Origin of the sequence: Halobacillus mangrovi, assembly GCF_002097535.1 — a bacterium.
GTDB classification, from domain to species: domain Bacteria; phylum Bacillota; class Bacilli; order Bacillales; family Halobacillaceae; genus Halobacillus; species Halobacillus mangrovi_A.
The window spans coordinates 2,622,441-2,647,586 of record NZ_CP020772.1; the positions used below are offsets into that span (position 1 = coordinate 2,622,441).

Here is a 25,146-nt window from a genome sequence, read left to right on the forward strand (position 1 = left end):
AGTCCTGCTTTTTCTATATTAATTAGAAAATTTGTTTTTGTTTGGTCCATGCAGCATTCGGTTTGTAATATGTTGTCCATGGCGGTCTTTTAGCTCCAAACGATGCAATTCCCGCTTTAGCTTCTTAAAGCTCTTCAATCTTCCTTCATCAATCTCTCCAGCTTCTATGGCCTTCTGGACAGCACATCCAGGTTCAGAGGTATGTTTACAATCTCTGAATTTGCAATGAAGACTCAGCCTCTCAATATCCACAAAAGTGGACTCCACTCCACGTTCTTCGCCCCACAACTGAAGCTCTCTCATGCCAGGGGTATCAATAATAAAAATGTCATTAGGCATGGAAAACAACTCTCTGTGGGTTGTCGTATGGCGGCCGCGATCGTCACTTTCTCGTACTTGTTTCGTTTTTTGTACTTCATCGTTCAGTATCCGATTAATCAAGGTAGATTTACCGACACCGGAGGAACCGATCAAAGAAATCGTTTCTCCAGGCTGCACTTCTGCAAGAAGAAGCTCTACTCCTTCTCCAGTCAGGGTGTTAACAGCGTGAGCCGGTACGCCTGGGGCACTGAGGTTTACATGTGCAATTTTTTCTTCTACATCCTTACACAAGTCCCGTTTTGTACAAACAACTACCGGCATGGCTCCACTCTCATAAACTTGTTGAACATAGCGTTCTAAACGACGTACATTAAACTCCTGTGTAAGTGCTGTAACAATAAAAACCTTATCGATGTTAGAAGCAATCACTTGCTCCTCATTACCGGTACCCGCCTGCTTTCTGGACAACAACGTCCGGCGCTGCAATAAACGGTGGATGATTGCTTTTTCTTTATTTTCATATGGTTGAAAGACGACCCAGTCCCCAACAGCCGGATAGTCTCTGGACTTTACACTTTCATAATGGTAGCGTCCGGACAAATTCGCCGTGTACGTATGGGTGTCGTCTGCAAGGGTGTAAATTCCGTGAGAGAAGCGTGTCACTCTCGCAACATGTTCCTCCTCTTTTACTTGCTCTTGAAAAAACGAGTGAAAATCTTTACGTTCCAATTGATTCAATAAATTTCCCCCTATTTTTGGAGGACGTTAAGATTTGATGTGTCCTCCATTAAATGTTTGATGGTTGATGATTGATAGACGCACATGTAAATTTTTCATTAAACATCAGCTCCTAACTTTATTGAGTATGTTACTAGTATATCAAAAGTCTTCAAAAAAGGTCCTTATGACATAAAAAAATTCACGTTCTCGGAGAAAACGTGAATTCTTTCAATTATCCCCGCGAAACAGCTTTTTTTGCTGAAACCGCTGCAAAGGTAATCGTAATCGCACAGGCAATAACAATTGCAATAACTCCTTGCATCAAATCCCAGAATATCCAGCCATCAATGAGGGCGGTGCGCATACTTTCAAAAATATAGGTCGTCGGATTAATCGTTGCCGCTACTTTTAACCACTGCGCTTCAATCAACTCGTATGGAACAAAAGTGGTGCTGAGAAAAATCAGTGGGAAGAAAATAAATGTACCGGCTTGAGCCGCTTGAGCGTTCTTCGTTCTTAGCGCGACCCCGGCGGAATACCCTGCAAAGGCCAGCCCCCACCCAATGGCAATTAGAAGAACAAATAGAATGCCTCCAAATCCAGTTTTTACTTCCAGTCCTAACAAAAAGCCGATCCCGATAATTAATAAAGTCTGGATGAAGAGCTGAAGCATTCCGGCAATAATTGGGCCTAGTACTATCGCCAGTCTGGAAGCTGGTGTCAATAACAACCGGGAGAAAAAACCATTCTCAATATCCTTTACAATCCCTTGCCCAGCTCCACCCGCTCCTCCAATAGCAGCTGAAACGATAGACACAGGCAGAATAAAGGCAAGATAATTTGCTCCTTCAAAAGTCGGCAGCTGAGAAATCCCACTCAATCCCCCTTCATATACAAGCAGGAAAAAGGCAGAGATCATAAGGTTCGGAATAAATGAAAATGGGTTTCGAAGTGTTGTTTTAATATTTCTAACTGTAATCAGCCATGTATCTTTCCAGACATTATTCCCCAACAGACTCCCCCCTTTCTACTTGCTCATTAGTGATCTTAAGAAAGATGTCATCAAGAGTTGGCGATGATAGATTGATGGTTTCGACCTGGATATTCCGCTGATCTAGTAAGCGGACAATTTCCAGTAATTTTTTCGTTCCATCTTCTACATACACTGTCAGTTTTTTATTTTGCAGGATAACCTCACTTTGACCAAACTGTTCTGTCAATAATTGTTCAGCTTTCTGCTCGTCTTCTTCCGAATAGAAGGTCATGGTTACAAGATCATTTCCTATTTGGGCTTTTAACTCTTTAGGGGTTCCAGTTGCAACAATTTCTCCATTATTTATAATGCTAATCCTGTGAGCAAGCGAGTCTGCCTCCTCTAAATATTGAGTGGTTAAGAATATGGTAGTCTTGTTTTCTTCATTCAACCTCCTCAATTCTTTCCATATCGCCATACGGTTAGATGGATCAAGACCTGTTGTCGGTTCATCAAGGAAAAGGATTTTTGGTTCGTTGACAAGAGTCAGAGCTAGATCCAGTCTCCTTCTCATCCCACCGGAGTAATTCCCTACTCTTCGTTCTGCAGCCTCCACCAGCTGGACGATTTCTAACAATTCGTTGGCTCTTTTTTTGGCATCGTTTTTCGAGAACCCGAATATACTTGCGTGCAATTCCAGCATTTCCCGACCTGTTAAGTCGGGGTCAACGCCCGTTTCCTGGAGAGCAACTCCTATATACCTTCTTACTTTTTCTGGTTCTTTGATCACGTCATGGCCAGCTACAGTCGCTTTTCCACCAGTCGCATTGATCAACGTTGTAAGGATTTGGACGGTGGTTGACTTCCCAGCGCCGTTAGGACCTAAGAATGCGAAGAATTCTCCTTCATCTACCGTGAAACTGACATCTTTAACAGCTTGAACGTTTCCTTTTTTAAACGTCTTTGAAAGGTGTTCAACCTTAATCTTCCCGTTCAAACGAATCACTCCTACAATTTATATTCGGCATCAGTGTCAAAAAAATTCCTATCTTTAACATACCGAACTTTATATCCATTTTCACCTAATAATTTGCCATTTAACACATTTAAGATATAGAACTCCAAACTAAAAGAATACGGAGAGAAGTTTCGCCCCGTACTCTGTTAAAATTTTCAAGTGTTAGAGAGTTAGCTTCTTTATCCATAATCATTTTCCAAAATTATGTTTTAGAAGTCTGCAATCAGGGAACCCTTGAGTTTAGCCGCTTTTTCACCGTTCGCAAAACTAGACGTTTTTCGCTCTTGTCCTGGCGACTTTACAAATGGTACCATATCAATATTATTAAATGTTCAAAAAAATCTAAAAAGGAGTTGCCAGACATGCAAAATTTATTTGAGGTCAGTTGGTTTGTGCCAGCTTTGTGGGTAACGTTTGCCGTGTCCGTCTTCTGGGCTTATCATTCTTTCAAAGCAAAAAGATATGGGATGGTGTTGGTTGCAGGTATGGTTCAGATCATGATCAGTCCTGCCTTTGCGGTCACTATCGGCCCAGTTATCTTAGCCCTGGGTGTCATCCAATTTTATGTGGGAATTGTAAATACGAAGAAGGGTGAAAGCTATGAGGCTTAAGGGTCTTATAGATATTTCACCCTTTTTTCTATATACTTACATAAATCACCGAGCGTAGGAAACATTTCAAATTCTCTGTTCATCGGAATTTCCCAGTTGGGGAATGGCTCGATCTCCCAATACTTCACAAGAGCTGCGTAAGTCGCAATAAACCGGTCTCTGTCTCCATTGTATAGATGTTTTAGGTTGATGTCTGTCGTGAGATGTTCAACTGGATTATCATAGGTTGGTTCAATATAATGATGTACGAACTGAACCGTCGACATGTACACCTCGAATATTAATCCACGGTTCCTAAACCGTTTTTCAACGATTTTCTTCGTTTTGTAATACTGAAAGTCAAACACTTCTGCCAAGTCTCCCACCCCCCCTGCAAAGTTTTATTATTTAATTATAATTCTTCATCTATCGACAAAATCCCTGCTCTCCAGTCAAAAACCTTACCTATTTTGCATTTTTCATCTATTAATGTTCTATTAAAGGAATAACTGAGTTTTGATCGACCGGAACCGAGAAGACAAGCTCAAACATTATCCATTTTTGTCTCAATCTGTTACTTTTAAGGATGACAAGGAAAAATTTCTTATGGTTTACCATTGGTGCTTTTAATTTGACGTGCAAATGCTCATAATTTAGGGAGAGGTCGCAACAGTGCTGTAGGTCTTTTTACCATTTTGGAGGAACTTGCACCAAACCTTGCTGTTCTTGCACCATTTTAAAAGGAACTTGCACCAATTCAGAGGGACTTTGCACCATTTGAAGCTGTGTTTGCACCAATTAAAGAAAATCTTGCACCATTTCAATAAATTGAATAGTAAACTTATCAGGAGGAAATTTATGAACAATACGATTGAAACCATATTGAACCACCGCTCGATAAGAAAATTCGAGGATATCCCAGTCACTGATGAACAGCTGTCCACCGTCCTAACAGCAGCTCAACAAGCTTCAACATCAAGTTATATGATGGCGTACAGCATAATTGGAGTGACTGATCCAGCTAAAAAAACGGAATTAGCAGAGATCACTGGACAAGCCTATGTAAAAGATAATGGTCATTTGTTAATTTTCTGTGCTGATTTACATCGCCACACACTTAAAGCGAATGAAGAAAATTATGAAAACATGAAGCCAAACCTCGAAAATACTGAGCACTTTTTAGTCTCTGCTATTGATGCAGCACTGGCTGCTCAAAATGCGGCGATAGCTGCTGAGTCTATGGGGCTAGGCATATGTTATATCGGAAGTATTCGAAACCAATTAGAACGGGTGGATAAAATCCTTTCTTTACCCACTCATGTTATCCCTCTATTTGGAATGGTGCTTGGTGTACCTGCGCACTCACCAAACCAAAAGCCAAGGCTACCTAAAGAAGCTGTATATTTTGAAAATGAGTATAGGGACCATACGAGTGAACTAGAAGCCTTTGATAAAGAGATTACTTCTTATTATCAATCCCGTTCGAGCAACAACCGTGTGGATACTTGGACGGATCAAATGCTCAGACGTTTTACTAAACCGATGAGAATGGATGTTACTGACTTAGTGCAAAAGAAAGGGTTCAATAAAAGGTAAAGTTAGTTGGAGAGTGATCACATGTACAAAACACTATCTCTACATTTGAGGCATGCAGAAAATGTTGTAGTACTGACTGGAGCTGGGGCGTCTACCGCTAGCGGTATTCCTGATTTCCGCTCAAGTGAAGGGCTTTGGAGTGAAGATAATTCAAGAGAATATTATATGTCTTCCGACTATTTCTTTCATAATCCAGAAGACTTTTGGAAGAAATATAAAGCGATCTTTCGTTTGAAGTTATTAAAGAACTACAGACCCAATCCCGTTCATCAGTTTATACATGAACTGGAAAATAGGGAGCGAAACGTTACAGTAATTACTCAAAATGTCGATGGTCTTCATCAGCTCGCTAAAAGCAGCAATGTTATCGAGTATCACGGGACGTTAAATCGCTCAAGCTGTCCAAGCTGCGGACGTTCTTTCTCGCTTGATTATGTCATGGAACATGCCATTCCCCGGTGCGATCAGTGCGGAAAGATATTGAAACCAGATGTTTTATTATTTGGTGACTTAATTACAGCACACGAAGAGTCCGAATCCGCTATCAAAGAAGCCGACCTACTATTAGTGATGGGAACTTCGCTTTTCGTAACACCTTTCAGTCTATTACCTTATTCTGCTGCAGAAGCTGGCATCACCTCTGCGATAATAAATAATGAACCGACAGAAAAAGATGGTCTGTTCGATTACGTGATCCATGATGATTTATCTCAGGCTGTAAAACAAATTAAAACCTTCCTCTAATATTTTGAGGCTGAGACAAAACGGAATGAAACTCAAAAACTCCGAACGATTCGTTGAAATCAGTTCGGAGTTTTTTTGTCCCAAGAAAGGTATCAATTACCACTCTATTAAAAAACATCTCTTTCACGGGCACGGGCACAGCTCCCTTGAAAAGCAAAAAATGACTTCCAGCGGGACCTTCACTCGAGCTGTTCCCGTAGGAAAATCTGCGTTGATCTTTCAAGAGTTCCAACGTTCGTTTTTAAACACCTTTGCTATACTTATGTCCCGGTCTCCTTTCTAGAATATTGAAACTTCTGCCCTCGCCGTTTCGTATTTAGGTAAAACGAATTCTCAGGGGGAGATAAACATTACTAAATGGAAAGTTTCCATCATTACCGTCCTAGTACTTGGTCTAATTAACTATGGACTTGCTCTTCTATTGGGCACTCACTTCATTGATCTCAGTTTTATCCTAGGTCTTGCAGCAGCCGTCGCCATCAAGTTCTTTAACTCATCTGGAGGATACTCAAGTCGAAGCCTTGACTTGCGTGTTCAGTCTCAAACAGGTGGAAAACAGACAACTGTTGAAAAAAAGTTTACAGCTTCAGCTAGTTTTTATACAGCCATTGCCTATGGTGCAGTGGGGCTTATAGCCATTTTAGTAATATATCGAGATTATTTTATAGGATAGACCCTTAAGCTCTCTATTTCCTAGGGGGGCTTTTTTCTTGACTACAAGTACAGCCCTCCTCTATAGTACTTACTTAATTAAAGGTAAATGGAGGGAAAAGACCTTGGAGGAAAAGTTTTTTAAAAGTCCGAATACCTATATTGGCCTAGTTAAGATAAAAGTCCAGGATCTCGAAAGATCGATTCAGTTCTACCAGGACGTCATTGGTTTTCAGGTTTTCAAACAGACTAAACGGAAAGCTCATTTAACAGCAGACGGATCATCCGTACTGCTAACGATTGAACAGCCAGAATTTGTGAAACCACTACAAACATCGGCGACAGGTCTTTATCATTTCGCATTATTAGTACCTACCCGAAAAGACCTCGCAAAAATTCTCCACCATCTTTCGAAAATTGGCATTCGCTTAGGATCATCCGATCACCTTGTAAGTGAGGCTCTCTACTTAAGCGATCCAGATGGAAACGGTATTGAAATTTACACAGATCGTGACTCTGAAAAATGGATTTGGAATCAAACCGGAGTAAAAATGGCCGTGGATCCAATTGACACCAATGATTTACTAAGCGAACTAGAAAACAGAGATTGGCAAGGTTTACCGTCCCATACTAAGATGGGTCATATTCATTTGCATGTGGCGGAGTTACAAAACTCACAAACTTTTTATGAAGCCCTAGGATTCGAAGTCGTAAGTCGTTTAGGAAATCAAGCTTTATTTATGTCTACAGGCGGCTATCACCATCATTTAGGATTGAATACGTGGAAAGGTATTCATGCACCTTCAGCTCCAGAAGATAGTGCTGGATTAAACGCCTTTTCCATTATTTTTCCCAATAAAGAAAAGAGAGAGATCGCGGCTCACCAATTGGATTTTCTAGACTACCCCGTTATTAAAGAGCCAGAGTTTTATAGAACAGAAGATCCATCTGGCAACAAAGTCCATATGTTAGTAAAGGAAACATAAAAAATGTTCTCCCATCTGAGGAGAACATTTTTTAAACGATTAGGATGGTTTTGTTATTCCTAACTTTTGAATCAAAGGTTTTATCGTCAACCCTTGGACAATGAGTGAGAATAGGACAACGGAGAAAGTGAACAACAAGACTTGTTCTCTGCCTTCGAACTCCATAGGAAGACTTAAAGCAAGCGCAATAGATAAACTCCCTCTTAAGCCTCCCCAATTTAAAAGAACTCTTTCTCTAGAATTCAACTCTTTGATCCAACCTGTACTTATATAAAGGGCAATGGTACGGCCGATTAACACAATCAAAATGGCAAGTGCGATATATCCCCAGTTACCGGCGAAGTCAATATTCCGAATTTCAAGCCCGACCATAAGGAAAATTAAAGAGTTAGCAATGAGCGTAATGACGTCCCAGAACGTATTGATATTCGTCCGCGTCTCGTTCGACATCCCGATTTTCGCCCCATAATCGCCAAAAACAAACCCTGCCACTACAACAGCAATAACCCCTGAAGTATGGAAATGCTCAGCAATAAAATAACTTCCGAAAAATAATAGCGCACTAAAGGCAATCTCAAGTGGATAATCATCAAAAATACGGATAATCTGCGAAAAAATGAATCCCAGCAGCAAACCGATCAGCGCGCCGCCGATCGCAAACTTAAGAAAAAGCAAGATACCACTGCCAAGACCCGCCCAGCCCATTTCGATATACGTTAACAAATAGATGCTGGCAATTTTAAAGAGAACCACAGCAATTCCATCATTGAACAAGGACTCCCCTTCCATAACTGTGGAAAGCTTTTGAGGAACTCCAAGGGATTTGAAAATGGATAGCACACTAATCGGGTCTGTTGCACTCATTAGTGCAGCGAACGTGAATGCTACGGCGAGCGGCAGATCTAGCAAGTAATAGGCTCCGGCTCCAATACATATGAACGATAGGAATGTCCCCACAAATGCCAGCCCGAGCACAGGCTTCTTCTGACTATATAAGTGATGAAAGGGTAATTTTAACGTGGCATCACCTAGTAAAATCGGTAGAAACAAAGAGATGACGGTCGCCTGAAACACTTCCGATTGAGTTATGTAGAATTCTGCATCTTCAATGATCGGAAAATTCGTCAGACCTAAAATTAAGCCGACGATAACTAGAGCGATTGAATAAGGTTCTTTTAAAAGCTTGGCTATTCCGATGACGGTTACTGAAATAGCTAAAAGAATGAGAATTTGAATAAAAGCATCGTGAAATTCGTGCATAATCTCCCTCCATTTACAACTAGTATCCATATTGTGTCACATTTTACCTACGTTTAGTATTCAATATGGTTCCCAAAAAAACAATTCAAACAAAAAACGCCCTCAGCAAGAGCGTTCTTCAACTATTTAGCAGGATTCTGAAAGACTTGATTTCGAGATAGCTTAAGTTAAGAGGTTTTCGTTACGATAAGTAGATGGAGGAGGTACAGGAAAAGGCTCGCTTCCGTGGGCATGCGTTGAGCCTCCTCGAGCTTTCTCTCTGCGAGGTCTCATATGGCATGCTCATCACACAGAAGTCTCCCCATTTCTCGGGTCAGCATCATCATATCATCATTTTAGCCAGAAATCGGTGTAACTATCTTCAACTAGTGATATATTAGTTCAATAATGTACTTAACTGAACACGCGTGTCTTCAATTCGATATACTTAATGTGCTCTAGTTTGGAATAAGACCCTTCTCATTCCTATTGAGTGGGTCCGTTCATGACAGAATAGATGGGTTGGCTGTAAAACGGCTCCTTCTCCCGCGGGAGAAGGAGCTAGGCGAGACCCCACAAGGAGCACAGCGACTGAGGAGGCTTGCCAGTTCCCCCGCAGGAAAGCGAGTCGTTTTCCTGCCAACCCTATACCTCTCGAGTAACGGACCCCAAGAAAATCTCGAAACCAATTTTCAAGATATTAGATAGAACCGAATAATTTTTAAGCGGCTTTTATGAAGCAGGGGACAAGATTAGTGATTGTCCTTCATAATTATCCGTTTTAGTTAAATGGTAATCCCCTTCTACCCAATCATCGAGCTGGTCGTGGTACCAATTACTTTTCAAATGACCAGATTGACCAGGGCCAACAATATGATAGGCCTCTTTCATATTTTCTAAATCAATAATAAACCTCCATGATGCGCCATGATTGACAAGTCCATTCTCTTTGAATCCAGCTGCTCTGACAGTCACTCGACTGCCGCTTACTGGCTGAGGATCTCCAGGATTAAAGAACCTTTCCAAATAAGAAATACTTGAAAGTGGATGAGTAAATTCAACTTCATGGTATTCTCCCCACTTCCAAGAGGAAGGATCCTCTCCATATTTCTCTGATAGATTCCTTATTGTCATGGTATATGCTGAGGTTAATGCGTTTTCTATTCCGCCAGCTTCTTCGATCCATTTTGATTCTTCTCCATTACGAACTTTTCTCAATAGTTCATCAGTCGTTTGACCGGCCCCGTGAAAAAGATCCATCATTTCAGCTGGAAGCTCATCTTCATAGAGTACCTTCTGGAGATTCAGCATCCACCGATGAAAAATCAGCGGTTGTGGTAAATCACGTTCATCTTCTCTATTCCACTCCTCCATCAAGGCGAGTCCATCCTTTTCAATACCAGCCAATTCGGATCGATTAATCCTTTCTAACATTAAAGGAACAAACTCTTCGGCCTGCAGATTCTTCACGTCCATTTGCATATCCATTACTGTTTCTTCATCCAGTTGATCGTTCGCTTCTATCATTTGCGAGATTCGTTCATAACGATAAGGCTGGGCCCAGTTGTGACTGATATGATAGGGGTAGTTCTCATCAGTCACTTTGTTGTTGGCTGTTGCAACATAGCCTATTTCGGGATTCACTGTTTTCGGTAATTCCTCAAAAGGAATATAGCCTTGCCATAAATTTTCATCTTCCCATCCTTTCATTGGAAGCAAAGCATCATCAGGATTTTCATATATTGGAATTCGACCATTGGCTTTATAGGCGATCGTTCCATCTTTACTTGCAAATACAAAGTTTTGCGCAGGAGCCAGAAACTTTTCTAACCCTTTCTCAAATTCATTCCAATTAGCTGCTTTATTAATATCCAGAACGGCTTCCAGCTCTGTTGTGGCGTCAAGAGCTGTCCAGCGAAGCGATAAAACGGTGTCTTTTCCGCTTTGTTCTGCGAATTCGCTAATCACTGGCCCGTGCCTTGTTTCCACCACTTCATAGGCGATCGTTTCCCCTTCTTTTACTTGAATCGGTTCATCAAATACTTGGGCTTTTTCCCATTCTTCTTCAAAAAGAAATTGATGAGGGTTTTCTGGGTTCCTTTTCTCTAAATAAAGCTGCTGTACATCCGGTCCTACGTTGGTGACTCCCCATGCTACGTGATCGTTGTGACCAAGTATAATGCCGGGTATGCCTGCAAATATCACCCCAGAAACATTATATTCTGGTGAACGGAGATGCATTTGATACCAAATTGAAGGGGTAGCAAGACCAAGATGCGGATCATCAGCAAGCATAGGAGCCCCTGAAGCAGTTCGATCCCCGCTAACCACCCAATTGTTGCTCCCATTGAATTCATGTGGCAACGTAACTTCTTCAAAGCTTGCCGCTACATTGACGATCTCTGATTCATCCAAAATGGTCGGGGCACCTTTTGGATAGTCAGGAAAAAGTTCATAGGCTTTCTCTTCCGGATATTGGGAAACCAAATAATAATTGAACGCCTGTCTCTCCCAATGACCACCCAAGTCAAAGGCCATGTATTTCCCTATAGTTAAAGAGTCAATAGGCGTCCATGGCTCAGGTGATATCCCCATAAGAGCAAATTCCGGTGGAAGACGCTTTTCTTCTTTTGCTTCTTCCATATACGCATTCACCCCATCTGCATAGGCTTGTAAAATAGTTACGGCATCTTGTGAGTACACTTCCAAAGACTTCTCTGCAGCTCTCCTTAAACCTAAGGTTCGAAAGTACTTGTCCTGATTTACAGTCGCCTCACCCACCACTTCACTCAATGTTCCCGAAGCCTGTCTTCTTGCAAGTTCCATTTGGAATAATCGATCCTGTGCCTGTACATAACCCTGGGCCCTAAACAAGTCCAGAGAATTCTCAGCTTGTATATGAGGCACTCCGTCGTCATCCCTTATCACCTCTACAGGTTTTTGCAGTCCTTCAAGCTGTACTTCTCCCTCTAGCTCAGGCAGACTGCGATTTATGTAAACGTTTACAAAAATAACAACACTAACGACCAGCAAACTAATGATTCCGAGCGTGACTAACGTCCATTTTTTCCACCTTCGCTTTTTTGGCTGTTCAGCATTTACCGTTCTTTTCGCTGTTTCCATATCCTTCCCTCCACCCGCATAGTTAAGCTCATTATATCTTAAATATTCTGAAAGTAATATAAGAACGGTGGTCAATGTCGACCATCGAAACGATTAATTCAAGCAAAACACGGGTACATACATTCAGAACGCTTTGGAGGTGTTTATGATGGAAATGATCAATATTAGCAATACGAAATTACAGGCGAGCCGCATCGGTCTAGGTACATGGGCAATCGGCGGCTGGATGTGGGGCGGTACGGATGAAGACCAGTCTATCCGTACGATCCATTCAGCGCTGGATCGAGGCATTAATTTTATCGATACGGCACCCGCTTACGGCTTCGGCGGCTCTGAGGAGATCATTGGAAAAGCGATTCAACAGAAGGGGAATAGAGAAGAACTTTTGTTAGCTACCAAAGCAGGCATTGATTGGAACGATGATTCTGTATTCCGTAACGCCAGCAAGGAACGAATTCACAAGGAAGTGGAAGACTCACTGAAACGCCTGCAAACCGACTACATTGACGTGTACCAGGTTCACTGGCCTGATCCTGTAACACCGATTTACGATACGGCCGAAGCACTCCACTATTTATATAAACAAGGCAAGATTAGAGCAATCGGTGTCAGTAATTTCAGTCCCGAGCAAATGGATACGTTTAGAGAAGCAGCTCCCATTCATACCTTGCAACCGCCCTACAATTTATTCGAACGGGAAATTGAAGATAAAACCTTGCCGTACACGCAGGAACATGACATTACCACAGTATCTTACGGCTCTTTATGCCGAGGAATGTTATCCGGTAAAATGTCCTCAGACAGAGAGTTTGAAGGCGACGATCTGAGAAACAATGATCCTAAATTCCAACAGCCAAGGTTCAAACAATATTTGAACGCCGTTCACGAGCTAGATCAGTTAGCCCAGAACCGTTATGGTAAACGTGTACTGCATCTTGCATTAAGATGGGTTCTCGACCAGCCTGGATCAGGCATTGCTCTCATGGGTGGACGTCGTCCAGGACAGTTAGATCCATTGGAAGAGATTGAAGACTTTAAAATCGATGAAGAGACGATGCACGACATTGATGAGATCTTGTTAAAACACATACAGGATCCAGTAGGTCCAGAATTTATGGCTCCGCCTGATCGACAGGAACTTGGGTTAAAATAATCATCGTAGCCGGACTTCTAGTCCGGCTTTTTGATTTTAGGAAACCTTTATGAGAGAGTATTCGTACAAACAGTAGAAAGAGAAAAATTCAGGAGGTCCGCTTATGGATATTATCATTTGGGTGATGATCATCGCCTGTTTTATTGCTAGCTTTGCCAGTGTTATTTTTCCGATTATTCCAGCACCGCTAGTCCTTTGGATCGGTTTTCTTGCATACTTTTTCTTCCTTGAAGGAGACCCGCTGTCTGCGTTTTTCTGGATTGGTATGATTATATTGACCGTTATCCTAATTGTTTCCGACATTATTGCGAATAGCTACTTCGTCAAAAGGTATGGAGGAAGTAAATGGGGAGAACGGATGGCTGCTGTGGGGGTCATTGTCGGTTCTTTCATTATTCCGCCACTTGGTATTTTAATTATTCCATTTATACTTGTGATCGCAACAGAGCTGGTGCAAAAGCGATCTTCAAATGAGGCTTTTAAAGCCGCGATTGGCTCTTTGTTTGGCTTCTTGAGTGGAACATTGGCCAAGATTATTATTCAGATCATCATGATCGTATGGTTCTTTTTAGAAATTTAATGAAGTAACTTACCAAAGAAAATACTCAATAAGAAAAGCTCAGAGCCATAAACTCTGAGCTTTTTCTATGTGGACCTATAAACTCTACTATCCATCATCTTGGAGTTTTTTCTTATTTCTGTCCCATTCCTCTTAGGAATTGAAGAAGCATTGTAATGCTGCGATTGATCTCGGGATCTTTCAATGCCTTTGCTAAATCAAAGATGCTCGTTTTCTGTTCAGGGCCATCAGCATTCATGGCTTCAAGTCCCTGGTTCAACCTATTGGACAAATCTCTCAATGCTTTCACATCGATTTCACCAAGTAAGAAAATGAGCTCAGGAAGATTTTCAAGTAAAGGAGTGTATCGATCCTTGCTGATTTCCTGGACAACATTTTCAAGTGCTTCTTTTTTCGTTTTCGTAAATGCGCTAGCGGTATCCAGGGTTCCTCCTTCATTTAACGCCTGAAGTAGATTGATCCCTTTTAAGATCGCTTCCTTATTGTCGGCAACCGCTTCCCGAACTTCAGCGGTGTCACTTTCCACCTGTTCCTCACGGGTTTTTTCATATTTTTTGATTTTAGTTATTGATTTCGCCATTACTGATCCACCTTATTTCCAGGGAATTCGTAATCATCGCGTTCCCATTTTTTCTCAACCTGGACACTGATTTGTGGTACAGGGTTCCCTCTTCTATGATTATTCGGCGGAATTGGTGATTTTCCTTTCTTTTTCAGTACTTTCATTTTTACAGCAATTTCTTTATACGCAGGTGTGTCGGTATCTTTATCAACACGGTTGTCTGTCAAGTAGTTGATGGCCGTTTTTCCTCGGCCACTTAAAGGTAAGAATAGCTCTTTCCCTTTAACCCGATCCGTGATCGTTACAATTCCTGTTGCTTCGCCGGCTTCTGAAATCAGCTTCACTTCTGCTCCTTCCTGGATGCCGCGTTCTTTCGAAAGTTCCTCCGATACCTCGATGAAAGCCTGAGGTGTCTTCCTGACAATTCCTTCAATGCGATACGTCATATTGCCCTCGTGGAAGTGCTCAAGGAGCCTGCCGTTATTTACATGTAAGTCGTATTCTTCATTCGTATCATATTTCAACTCAAACGTAAGCGGATATAGCTTCGCTTTTTTATCTTCAAAAGGAAAACCTTCTGTGAACAACAACGGAGAATCTGTTCCATCTTCAGCAACTGGCCACTGCAACGACTTATAACCTTCCAGGAGCTCATAATTGACTCCAGCGAATAGTTTAGCAAGACTTGCAGATTCCTGCATAATTTCAGATGGATGCTGATAATTCCAGTCGTATCCCATCTCTTTAGCGATCATCTGGATGATCATCCAGTCAGGGTACGTACCTTCTAACGGTTCAAAAGACTGATAGAGTCGCTGAATTCTACGTTCGGTATTGGTAAACGTCCCTTCTTTTTCAAGACTTGGGGATGCCGGAAGAACAACATCTGCATATTCAGCCGTCTCCGTCAGGAACAAGTCCTGAACAACAAAGAAATCGAGTTTCTCAAGAGCGGCGGTCACATAGTTGATATTCGCATCGACGATCCCGGTGTCCTCGCCCATGACGTACATGGAAGAAAGCTCTCCATCATGGATGGCCTTAATCATTTCGTGGTTGTCCATCCCGATTTTTTTCGGCAATTCGACGCCCCACGCTTTTTCGTAACGGGCTCTGACCTCTTCATCATCGACCTTTTCATACCCGGGGAAAAAGTTCGGCATACTTCCGAAATCACTGCAGCCTTGAACGTTGTTATGGCCACGAAGCGGATAGGCCCCCGTTCCTGGCTTTCCGTAATTGCCTGTAATCAACAATAGATTCGAAATGGCTGTACTCGTATCACTGCCTCGCATGTGCTGAGTCACACCCATCGCCCAACAAACCGCGACGCTTTCTGCCGAACTGATCTCTTTAGCTAGTGCCTTTAACTCGTCGATTGAAATTCCTGTCATCTCTGAAGCATACTCTAGTGTGAACGGTTCAAGACTTTCTCGATATTCATCAAAGCCATTGACCCATTCGTTAAGGAAACTCTTATTCTCCCAACCTTGATCGAGAATGTATTTTGTAACTGCAGATAGCCAGACGAGGTCGGTGCCGGATTTCGGCTGATAGAAACGATCGGCTCGCTTCGCCATTTCATGTTTTCGAAGATCGAAGACAAATAGTTTCTGATCAAACAGTTTTTGAGAACGCTTGATTCTTGAAGCAAGCACAGGATGAGATTCCGCTGTATTCGAACCGATCGTGATGACAAGTTTTGCACTGGCAATGTCATCGATGGAACCAGAGTCGCCTCCATATCCAACCGTTCTAAACAAACCTTTTGTGGCTGGTGCCTGACAGTAACGGGAACAGTTATCAACGTTATTGGTTCCGATCACCTGGCGGGAAAGCTTTTGCATGACATAAGACTCTTCATTCGTTGCTTTTGATGATCCAATGAACGCAAGATGGTCAGCACCTTTTTCTGCTTTGATCTCATTAAAGCGCTGAGCAACGTAGGAAATGGCTTCATCCCATTCCACCTCTTCGAAATAATCGCCACGGCGGATCAAAGGCTTCTGAAGGCGATCTTCACTATTGACGTAATCCCATCCGAATTTTCCTTTTACACAAGTAGAAATGCCATTGGCAGGTGATTGTGGGTGAGGTTCGACTTTCAGCACTTTCCGATCCTTCGTCCAAACATCAAAGGAGCAGCCAACTCCACAATACGTGCACACCGTTTTCGTTTTTTGGATACGCTCTTCCCGCATGGCTGCTTCTGTGTCGGAGACAGCGAAAAGCGGTCCATAGCCTGTTTCTACCTTTTTCGTCATCTCGATCATAGAACGTAAAATTCCTGGTTTTTGATCCGTTAAAAATCCCGCTTCGTGTTCCATCCCTTTTTCCATCATTGCGTTACATGGACAAACTGTCGAGCACTGTCCGCAATTCACGCAAGAAGACTGGTCTATCGGAACATCGTTATCCCAAATGACACGCGGCTCTTGACGTTCCCAATCAATCGTAAGTGTTTCATTTACCTGGACGTCCTGACAGACTTCAACACATCGTCCGCATAAGATACATTGATCAGGATCATACCGGTAAAAGGATCCAGAATCATCTATGTTATAGGAGGTTGGTTGGAACGGACGAGATTGATGCTCCAAACCGAAGTCCGCCATCGTATTATGAATTTCACACGAGCCATTATTATAATCACAAACCGTACAATACAGTTCATGCTTTTCCAGAATTCGGTCCAATGCTTCTTTCTGAGCTTTATGTACGTGAGGAAGCTGTGTTTGAACCCGCATTCCCGGCTCCACTTTCATACCGCAAGCTCGTTGAAGTTTTCCATTTACCTGAACCAAACATGTATCACAAGTTTCAATTGGTCCTAACGATTCGTTGTAGCAGATTTGGGGAACATTTTCCCCTGTGGTATTGATGAGGTCCAATAAGTTTTGATTAGGATCCGCTAAATATTCATTCCCGTTTACCGTAACGACGGTGTGCTCTCTTTCTAACAAATTAATCTCCCCTTTTTACTCAGAAGTGTTGAACGAGTGAAGATCGATGCGTTCTGGATGTGTGTACACATTCATCCTATCTCCTCGAACAAAGCCAACAGCTGTAATATTCAAATCATCGGCAAGCTGCAGTGCCAAGTCCGTAGGTGCAGATTTCGATAATAAGCATCCAATCCCCATTTTGGATACTTTTAATAAAACTTCAGATGAAATACGACCGCTGAAGATGATCACTTTATCTTTCAACCTTACACGGTTCTTAATGGTGTAGCCGTAAAGCTTATCTAGAGCGTTGTGTCTCCCGATATCAGCAAATTGAACTTCGATGCCATCTTTGGTTCCGAGGGCCGCTTGATGTACCCCGCCGGTTCGCTGAAACATCCGGGCGCCTTCCTGAAAGTTATCCATCAATTTGGTACACTGGTCCGGCTTTATTGTAAAGTGCCCCATCACTGTCTTTGCTGTGCTCGCATCATTTTGAAAATAGAAGGCTCTGCTCTTTCCACAGCATGAGCCGATCCACCTTTTTTGCTGGGCAGCTAAGTCCGGAATTTTTCTTCCTGTTTCAACGTAAGCAAAACCGGTGTCCTCATCGACTGAAAAACCAAGTAAGTCCTTCCCAGTTCGAATAACTCCTTCAGCAGCCAGATAGCCAATCACCAACTCTTCCAGATTCGTCGGTGAACAAACCATGGTGGCGAACTCTTCCCCATTGATGATCAAGGTCAACGGAAATTCTTCAGCAACTTCGTCCTTGACTGGGGTTGCTGTGTGTTTGTTTATTCTGATCATGTCCCAAGTTACTGTTCCTTTTTCCATAAGACCTCCTGTTAAAATGGATAATATAAATTATTTTCCTCTTTTTGAAAAAATCAAACATTTGAAGGCAAAAAAGCGCCTGTTATTCAAGTCGAATCACAGACGCCTACCGTTACATTAATAAATACTCTATTCCTCTCTAAACTCCTCTTCCATTTGCTTATCATTGATGATAATCAGATTGAACTACTTTTTCTCAAGGTCATTCATCACTTCAGCAAAATTCCCACTCTTCTCTTCCAGGAATTCTTTTGCTTTTTCTGCATCTGCATTTAGCAGGACCATAAGTATAGCAACACGGGCATCACCTTGTGCCTGTTCACTATAGCGGAGAGCCTCCGCTTCACTCACTCCAGTTATTTCTTGAATGATCGAAAGAGTGCGTTTACGAAGTTTTTTATTGGATGCCTGGACATTAATCATCAAATTGTTATACACCTTACCAAGCTTGATCATTGACGCAGATGAAATCATGTTAAGTACCATCTTTTGAGCAGTGCCTGCTTTCAATCTTGTAGACCCGGTGATGACTTCCGCTCCTACTGGCAATTCAATAGGCAAATCAACTACCTTAGAGAGTTCGGCATTGTGGTTACAGCTAATACCTGCTGTCGGTACACCTAACTTTTTAGCCGCATCAATAACCCCAAGCACATATGGGGTCCTGCCGCTTGATGCAATGCCTATCACCATATCATTCAGGCTCACATGCTTTCCAACATCAGCGACCCCTGCCTCTTCGCTATCCTCTGCTCCTTCAATCGCATAGCGGAGGGCATGGTCCCCTCCAGCAATAATGCCATTTACTAAATCCTCCGGCACGCCAAAAGTCGGCGGACATTCTGATGCATCAAGCACACCCAACCGCCCACTCGTCCCAGCTCCAAAGTAAAACAGCTTTCCTCCATTCTTTACAACTTCTACAGCCTGATCGATGACTTTTTCAATTTGAGGAAGCGCACGTTTGACGACTGCGGGCACCACATGATCCTCTTCATTCATCAGCTCGATAATTTCAAGTGTAGAAAAGTTGTGCAGGCGTTCCGATTTCTTATTGCTCATTTCCGTATTTAATCGATCGTTGACGTCTGTCATATTTGTACCTCCATTAGATGATGGTGCCGCAAATCGACTGATAGGACGACTTTGCTTTTCCTTTTACTTCTTCTGTAATTGAAATCCCAGCGGTTATCAAGGCACAGATACAAGCCCCTGCTGCTGGAGAAATATCCGGATTACATAACTTTTGTCTAATTTCCCGTTGTTCCATTTGTTTTTTAAATGAAATCCTAAAAAACTCGGATTGAAACAACCCTCCGCAGAGGACTAAGAACTCATTCTTCTTTTCAATGATTTTAACGAATCCTAATAGATCGTCTATAGATTTATAAATAAGAGTTAGAGCAGCCGGATTCTGCTGTTCTGCAAGAATGATCACAGTTCGTGCCAGAGAAGCAATTTTTAAGCGAGGGTAAGGATTTTCATAAATTTTAGTAATGACCTCAGGTATGGTTGTCAAATCCAAGTCAGAAAGCATCTTAGCAATAAACGCTTCATCTTTTTTTTCTCTTCCGTCGTGCATAGCTGAGATTAGCTTCAAGGCTCCTCTTCCGATATCATAGCCGCTTCCTTCATCTCCAAACAGATACCCCCAGCCGCCAACTCGCTTAAGGTTTTTTTCTTCTTGGGTAACAGAATAAGCAATTGATCCTGTTCCTGCGATTAAAACATTGCCATGTAGAGAATATGTTCCGCTTGCCAATGCTCCATAGGCATCATTACGTACATCCATTCGTCCCTTGAAGTCCGGAAGCACCTCATACATCCACTTTTTCCAACGTAAACGATCTTCTTCTCGATCTCCGCCTGCCGTTGAAACGTAGATTCCCTTCAAGCTATCGATTGGAAGGGTTTTGGTTAACTGCATAAATATCTTGTGGATGGCAGATCGTACGTCTTGTTCGCTTCGTGATTTTAAATTCGTCGATTCAGTTAACATTCGTTGGATGATCATACCTTCATGATCACAAAGCAGCGCCTCTGTTTTTGAACCACCGCCGTCAACTCCAACATAATAACTTTTACTTGATTGCACCTTGGGTCAGTCCCTCCATAAATTGCTTGGAAGCGACAAAGAAGAGAACCATCATTGGAAGCGAAGCCAGAGTCAAACCAGCAAACAAAGCTCCCCAGTCAGCCGAATATTCTCCGAATAAGGACAACATCCCCACTGGAATCGTCTTCTTTAAGTCATCGGTAATAAATATTAACGGGAAGAAAAAGTCATTCCACGATTGAATGAATTGAATGATCATCACTGTCCCCAGCGCAGGCCTCATGAGTGGCAAAACGACATTCCAGAGAATCCGTAAGTTTCCAGCCCCATCCATTCGAGCGGCTTCCTCAAGTTCTCTCGGCATCGTTCTGAAAAAACCAGTCAAGATGAGGATGGATAACGGGATCCCTGTGGCTACATACATAAAAATCAAGGACCACAACGAGTTTAATAGGTTCAAGTCTTTCATTAATATAAACAGGGGTACGATACCCAGCTTGATCGGCAGCATCATTCCCATTAAGAAGAAAAAGAAAATCATGTTGTTCCATACAAACGTAAACCTTGCGATATAAAAAGCTGCAAGAGAAGACGTGACTAGAATGAGCATCACAGAAACGACACTCACAATCACACTGTTTGTAAAGTAAGTCATGAACGGAACCATTTCCAGCAAGTTTCGGTATGTATCAAGGGAGAACGACTGTGGAAATGCCAGCGGACTTGTAAAGATTTCTGCACTCGTTTTGAACGAGGATAAAATCATTAATAGAATGGGATAGATGCTGACAGAGGCAACAAAAAAGGCAAAGGCATAATAAAACGGTTTTGACCAGATGGTGTGATTCATTCTATCCCTCCTACATATCGACTTGTTTTTTCTGCATGTACTTTAAATAAAGGGCCGTAAAGAAAGCAATAAACAGGAATAACACAACAGCAAGTGCGGATCCGAGACCAACAGCTGTAGTCGCACCACCTGTCGAACCGCCAAAGGCAAGACGATAGAAATAAACGGCCAGTGTGTCGGTGGAATGGTAAGGTTCTCCTTGCGATCCCTGCATGGCGTAGACGAGTTCAAAGGCTTCAAACGACTGAATAAACGTGAGTACAGTCATAATCATGATGGATGGCACCATCAAAGGAATGATGATTCTCGTAATCATTGAAAAACTGTTTGCCCCATCCAGTCTTCCTGCTTCAAGTAGCTCTTGAGGAATGGACTGAAAGCCTGCCAGGAAGATTAATACACCGAATCCGAGCCCGTACCAGCAGTTTACGAGAATAATAGCGATCAAGGCGGTATCCGGATCACCGAGCCAAGCTTTTTGCAAAGACTCTAATCCCAGCCTCTCAAGAATTACGTTTAGCGCTCCGTAGTTCGGGTTAAGAATCAGCTTCCATAGGAATCCGACGACTATGACAGACAGTAACCTTGGCAGAAAGTAAGCAATTTTTAAGAATTCTGATCCGCGGACCTTTTTGTAAATCACATAGGCTAGTAGAAAAGCAAGGCCATTCTGAAAAACCATCTGCAGTGCGAAATAGAGGATATTGTGACCGAACGCATTCCAAAATAAATCGGAAAAAGGCTGAAGTGTAAAGAGATCTTTGAAATTTTTCAAACCGACGAACTCTCCGCGAACGATGCCTTTCCAATCAAAGAAACTGTAGGTGAGTGCAGCAAACAGCGGGTAAACAATGAACAATCCGTAAATGAGTAAGGCGGGAATAGGGAAAAGGTGAATCGTCCACCTTTTCCAGTTCCTTTGCTTTTTTGTTTTGCTTACCGTTCTCGTCGATGCTTTCTTATTCTCCGCCCCTTGTGTTCTATTGTAGTGGCTCATACCAGGACGCTGCACTTTCTTGTATTGCTTTTGCTACTTCTTCCGGTGTACGCTCACCTAAGTACATACCCTGCAATTCTGTTTCAAGTGTTGCTTTAGTCGTAGGGTTACCACCTGAAAAATGAACGAGCATCATGTATGGCGTAGACATTTCCTCTACGGCTTTACTAAGGTCGTTAACGAGCTGATCATCAGATTCAATTCCCGGAATGGCACTAATCATTTTAAATTCTTCAGTGAAAAGTTTTCCAAATTCCTCCGTTGTCATGAATTGAACGAATTTTTTCGCTGCCTCTTTGTGTTCTGAATTCGCATTTACAGCGTAGGATCCATCCACCCATGTCGTAATCGTTGGATCTTTGCCGACAGCTGAAGGCATCGGGAAGAAACCTAGCTCAAGATCAGGGTTCATTTCACGCAACACCTCAATTTCCCAGCTTCCTAGCGGGAACATGGCAGCGTCACCTGTGAAGAACATCGTACGAATATCTTCCATGCCTAACCCTTCATAGTTTTCAGGGAAGTACTTTTTGAGCTCATCCATCGCATCAATAGAGGTTTGAAATTCTTCACTCGTAAAATCTGTTTCTCCAGCAGTAATTTTATCAACGAATTCATTACCGCCGTAATGAGCTGGGCCTATGATTCCGTGTGATAAGGACAGAAGCCAGCCTTCTTTTGATCCAAGAGAGATCGGGGTGTACCCTCCTTTTTTCAACGTTTCATTTAAAGAAATGAATTCTTCCCAAGTTTTCGGTTCTTCCAGACTGAGTTCATCGAAGATTTTTTTGTTATAAAACATTTGCGTTGTACTGATGTTTAAGGGAACGCCGTATTGTTTTCCATCCGATCCTTTAGAGGCGGCCAAGGTATCTTCTGCGAACTTATCAAGACCTTCTAGATCATCTAATGGCTCAAGATAACCAGCATCGGCAAGCTCGATGCCTGGAGCATAAGGACGAAGGTGAATAATATCCGGACCTTCCCCACTCTTAAGAGCTGTATTTAAGATCGTGTTATATTCGGTGTTCTTAGAAGGTTCAAACTCAACGTTAATATCTGGGTTTTCTTCTTGAAATTTATCGATTACTTCTTGGTAACTTGCTTTATCTTCCGTTCTCCAGCTGCCAATTGTTAACGTAACACTGTCTTCACCCGAATCTGAATCACCCGATGCATCCCCACCGCTTTCGGAGCTACATCCAGACAAAATGAGAATAAATGCTAAAAACCCAATAAAAGTAAACGCTTTCATTTTTTTCATAACATGATCCCCCTTAATTAATTAAAGATGAATGAATCAGTGAATGCAGATGAGGCCGAATACGACTCATTTGGTGCTTCCTTCCGTAATGCACGATATTCGTTAATAAAGCGACGACAAGCTCTTCCTTTGGGTCCACCCAAAGACTGGTTCCTGTAAATCCTGTGTGGCCAAAACTTCCCTCTGACCACCTCCTTCCACATGAAAGCTCCTTGCCTTGACCGCTCCACACTTCAAACCCCAGCCCTCGATTTTGAATCACGTGTGTGGTTGCCTGCTGCATTCTCTCAGCTCGGATAACTTGTTGTGCAGTAGGATAGAGAAAGTAAATACCTAATTTAGCGACATCCGAAGCTGTTCCAAACACCCCTGCGCTTCCGCTTCTTCCTTTAAGAAGATGAGCCTTTTCATCATGTACTTCTCCTTGTATGTAATGATTTTTATACCATTCTGTAGAAGCTGTCAGATCGGGTTCTTGTGGGTTAAAAGAGGTATTCGTCATCTGTAAAGGATTAAAAAGATACGTTTTTGTAAATTGGTCTAGTGTTAGGCCGCTGATCCTTTCTATGATTTTCCCTAGCAGAATCATTCCCAGGTCACTGTAGAGGACCTGTTTTCCTGGAGAATGAAGCAAATCCAGTTGGGTGATTTCATATAAAATATCTCTACTTTCCTCTCGTTTGACCATTTGAAGATCAGCGGGAAGGCCTGTTGTATGGGTAAGCGCGTGTTTAATTCGGACTTCGGGATGGCTGAACTCTGGGATGTAGGTTTGAATGGAGTGATCCAATTCCAGACGGCTGTGATCCAGCAGCCATAGGATGGATGGAAGTGTAGCCACTACTTTTGTAAGCGAGGCCAAGTCAAAGATGGTGTTCGTTGTAATCAGCTGTTCTCTTTGCTTACGATCGGTAAATCCCCCGTATGCTTTGTGAAAAACCGTCCTGCCTTTATGCTGGATATGGAGAACTGCACCTGGAATCTCTTTACGATCAACTGATTCAGCTAAATATTGGTCAAACATGTTTTTTCACATCAACAGCTTTGCGGGTTCTCTCAAGGGCTGCCACGCTTTCTTCATAATTTCTACTCGTCATGCCAACATACAAAATATCTATCACGTTGAGCTGGGAGATTCGCGAACTCATCGCACCGCTTCGAATGCTCTTTTCTAATGAGCTTGTGTATAGCTTGATATCAGCGAGTTCTGAAACTGGATTTGATCCGTATTTCGTTAAGGTTATGACTTTAGCTCCGTTATCCTTAGCTACCTTCAAAGATTGAATGATATCTATGGTTTGACCTGAATAAGAAATGCCAAAAACGACATCTGACTCTCCGAGGTTTGCACTGATCGTCCCTTGCGTATCATAGTCGACAGCGGCTTCACACCAGCGATTGATCCTTGATAGCTTTTGTTTAAAATCCTGGGCGATTAACCCCGAGGCACCGATTCCGTAGAGGGCAATTTTCCTTGCCTCCTGGAGGGCACTGATCGCTTTCTCTACTTCTTCTTTAGATAGAACTGAAATGGTGTCATGAATAGACTGGATATTGTTGTTTGAAACATTGGATATGAAAGAGTCTACAGACCCATCAATTGAAATCTCCTGGTAGGACTGATTGAAAGACGAAGATTGTGATGCCAAATCCCCGGCAATCCTTAGCTTCAACTCCTGAAAGCCTTTGTAATTGAGGGTGCGGGCTAAACGGATAATTGTCGCTTCACTCACTTCTGCCCGCTGCGAAAGCTTCTGGATGGACAAGTTGATTACTTCTTCTGGAAAATTAATTATGTATTCGGCTGCTTTACGTTCGGACGGCTTCAGTGAGGTAACTGCCTCTTGAATACTGATCAATCCCCCGTTCATGAGCTGCCTCCTTTCTCATTTGCTTCAGTTTATTCTAGTTTACCAAGTTTTATTTAATAATCAAGTGAAT

23 protein-coding genes are annotated in these 25,146 nt (G+C 42.4%); 7 read left to right on the forward strand and 16 right to left on the reverse strand.

Annotation, left to right across the window (positions count from 1 at the left end; all coding sequences use genetic code 11):
• Positions 1-18: 18 nt before the first annotated feature.
• The 3 genes from rsgA to HM131_RS12955 all read right to left on the reverse strand — a co-directional run bounded on the left by rsgA (position 19) and on the right by HM131_RS12955 (position 3,020).
• Complete coding sequence (rsgA, locus tag HM131_RS12945; RefSeq protein ID WP_085030159.1) at positions 19-1,059, reverse strand: ribosome small subunit-dependent GTPase A; 1,041 nt, start codon at positions 1,057-1,059, stop codon at positions 19-21.
• Between the two features lie 214 nt (positions 1,060-1,273).
• Positions 1,274-2,053, reverse strand: coding sequence for an ABC transporter permease (locus HM131_RS12950; protein WP_085030160.1), 780 nt, complete (start codon positions 2,051-2,053; stop codon positions 1,274-1,276).
• Positions 2,043-3,020, reverse strand: a complete 978-nt coding sequence (locus tag HM131_RS12955; RefSeq protein ID WP_232324781.1) for an ATP-binding cassette domain-containing protein — start codon at positions 3,018-3,020, stop codon at positions 2,043-2,045. Before HM131_RS12955 ends, HM131_RS12950 begins: the two co-directional genes overlap by 11 nt.
• A 374-nt stretch (positions 3,021-3,394) precedes the next feature.
• On the opposite strand from HM131_RS12955, the gene HM131_RS12960 reads away from it, so the two are divergent.
• The gene (locus tag HM131_RS12960) at positions 3,395-3,643 is read left to right on the forward strand and encodes a hypothetical protein (RefSeq protein WP_085030161.1); all 249 of its coding nucleotides are present in this window, start codon (positions 3,395-3,397) and stop codon (positions 3,641-3,643) included.
• Between the two features lie 5 nt (positions 3,644-3,648).
• Here the strand turns inward: HM131_RS12960 and HM131_RS12965 are convergent, their stop codons facing one another.
• Complete coding sequence (locus HM131_RS12965) at positions 3,649-3,999, reverse strand: hypothetical protein (protein ID WP_085030162.1); 351 nt, start codon at positions 3,997-3,999, stop codon at positions 3,649-3,651.
• 481 nt (positions 4,000-4,480) lie between these two features.
• Here HM131_RS12965 and nfsA point away from each other — a divergent pair, with 481 nt between their 5' ends.
• From nfsA to HM131_RS12985, 4 genes are all read left to right on the forward strand, one after another.
• On the forward strand, positions 4,481-5,218 hold the full coding sequence (gene nfsA / locus HM131_RS12970; RefSeq protein ID WP_085030163.1) for an oxygen-insensitive NADPH nitroreductase: 738 nt from the start codon (positions 4,481-4,483) through the stop codon (positions 5,216-5,218).
• A gap of 21 nt (positions 5,219-5,239) precedes the next feature.
• Entirely contained in the window at positions 5,240-5,962 is a 723-nt protein-coding gene (locus HM131_RS12975) for an NAD-dependent protein deacylase (RefSeq protein WP_085030164.1), read from the forward strand.
• A 421-nt stretch (positions 5,963-6,383) separates the two neighbouring features.
• Positions 6,384-6,635 carry a hypothetical protein gene (locus tag HM131_RS20695; protein WP_157130819.1) on the forward strand — a complete coding sequence of 84 codons (252 nt, stop codon included), beginning with the start codon at positions 6,384-6,386 and terminating at the stop codon, positions 6,633-6,635.
• A 37-nt stretch (positions 6,636-6,672) separates the two neighbouring features.
• Positions 6,673-7,599, forward strand: coding sequence for a VOC family protein (locus HM131_RS12985; RefSeq protein ID WP_332308707.1), 927 nt, complete (start codon positions 6,673-6,675; stop codon positions 7,597-7,599).
• 39 nt (positions 7,600-7,638) lie between these two features.
• On the opposite strand, the gene HM131_RS12990 is transcribed toward HM131_RS12985, so the two are convergent.
• Entirely contained in the window at positions 7,639-8,859 is a 1,221-nt protein-coding gene (locus tag HM131_RS12990; RefSeq protein ID WP_085030166.1) for a cation:proton antiporter, read from the reverse strand.
• Positions 8,860-9,570: 711 nt separating this feature from the next.
• Positions 9,571-11,961: a penicillin acylase family protein gene (locus HM131_RS12995; RefSeq protein WP_085030167.1), complete on the reverse strand. Its 2,391-nt coding sequence runs from the start codon at positions 11,959-11,961 to the stop codon at positions 9,571-9,573.
• Between the two features lie 148 nt (positions 11,962-12,109).
• On the opposite strand from HM131_RS12995, the gene HM131_RS13000 reads away from it, so the two are divergent.
• Positions 12,110-13,114: an aldo/keto reductase gene (locus HM131_RS13000; RefSeq protein ID WP_085030168.1), complete on the forward strand. Its 1,005-nt coding sequence runs from the start codon at positions 12,110-12,112 to the stop codon at positions 13,112-13,114.
• Positions 13,115-13,217: 103 nt separating this feature from the next.
• Positions 13,218-13,694 carry a DUF456 domain-containing protein gene (locus HM131_RS13005; RefSeq protein ID WP_085030169.1) on the forward strand — a complete coding sequence of 159 codons (477 nt, stop codon included), beginning with the start codon at positions 13,218-13,220 and terminating at the stop codon, positions 13,692-13,694.
• A gap of 112 nt (positions 13,695-13,806) precedes the next feature.
• On the opposite strand, the gene HM131_RS13010 is transcribed toward HM131_RS13005, so the two are convergent.
• The 10 genes from HM131_RS13010 to HM131_RS13055 all read right to left on the reverse strand — a co-directional run bounded on the left by HM131_RS13010 (position 13,807) and on the right by HM131_RS13055 (position 25,076).
• Positions 13,807-14,274: a helical membrane plugin domain-containing protein gene (locus HM131_RS13010; protein WP_085030170.1), complete on the reverse strand. Its 468-nt coding sequence runs from the start codon at positions 14,272-14,274 to the stop codon at positions 13,807-13,809.
• Positions 14,274-17,219, reverse strand: a complete 2,946-nt coding sequence (fdhF, locus tag HM131_RS13015) for a formate dehydrogenase subunit alpha (RefSeq protein ID WP_085030171.1) — start codon at positions 17,217-17,219, stop codon at positions 14,274-14,276. The genes HM131_RS13010 and fdhF overlap by 1 nt, the downstream gene beginning before the upstream one ends.
• A 15-nt stretch (positions 17,220-17,234) precedes the next feature.
• Positions 17,235-18,038: a formate dehydrogenase accessory sulfurtransferase FdhD gene (fdhD, locus tag HM131_RS13020; RefSeq protein WP_085030172.1), complete on the reverse strand. Its 804-nt coding sequence runs from the start codon at positions 18,036-18,038 to the stop codon at positions 17,235-17,237.
• Positions 18,039-18,224: 186 nt separating this feature from the next.
• On the reverse strand, positions 18,225-19,133 hold the full coding sequence (murQ, locus tag HM131_RS13025; RefSeq protein ID WP_085030173.1) for an N-acetylmuramic acid 6-phosphate etherase: 909 nt from the start codon (positions 19,131-19,133) through the stop codon (positions 18,225-18,227).
• A gap of 13 nt (positions 19,134-19,146) precedes the next feature.
• Positions 19,147-20,133, reverse strand: coding sequence for an N-acetylglucosamine kinase (locus HM131_RS13030; RefSeq protein WP_085030174.1), 987 nt, complete (start codon positions 20,131-20,133; stop codon positions 19,147-19,149).
• Positions 20,120-20,944 (reverse strand): carbohydrate ABC transporter permease, encoded by an 825-nt coding sequence (locus tag HM131_RS13035; RefSeq protein ID WP_085030175.1) that lies wholly within the window; start codon positions 20,942-20,944, stop codon positions 20,120-20,122. Before HM131_RS13035 ends, HM131_RS13030 begins: the two co-directional genes overlap by 14 nt.
• A gap of 10 nt (positions 20,945-20,954) precedes the next feature.
• Entirely contained in the window at positions 20,955-21,941 is a 987-nt protein-coding gene (locus HM131_RS13040; protein WP_085030176.1) for a carbohydrate ABC transporter permease, read from the reverse strand.
• On the reverse strand, positions 21,925-23,205 hold the full coding sequence (locus tag HM131_RS13045) for an ABC transporter substrate-binding protein (RefSeq protein WP_085030177.1): 1,281 nt from the start codon (positions 23,203-23,205) through the stop codon (positions 21,925-21,927). The genes HM131_RS13040 and HM131_RS13045 overlap by 17 nt, the downstream gene beginning before the upstream one ends.
• Before the next feature lie 13 nt (positions 23,206-23,218).
• Positions 23,219-24,229 (reverse strand): serine hydrolase domain-containing protein, encoded by a 1,011-nt coding sequence (locus HM131_RS13050; RefSeq protein ID WP_085030178.1) that lies wholly within the window; start codon positions 24,227-24,229, stop codon positions 23,219-23,221.
• On the reverse strand, positions 24,222-25,076 hold the full coding sequence (locus HM131_RS13055) for a MurR/RpiR family transcriptional regulator (RefSeq protein WP_085030179.1): 855 nt from the start codon (positions 25,074-25,076) through the stop codon (positions 24,222-24,224). The genes HM131_RS13050 and HM131_RS13055 overlap by 8 nt, the downstream gene beginning before the upstream one ends.
• Between the last annotated feature and the right edge of the window lie 70 nt (positions 25,077-25,146).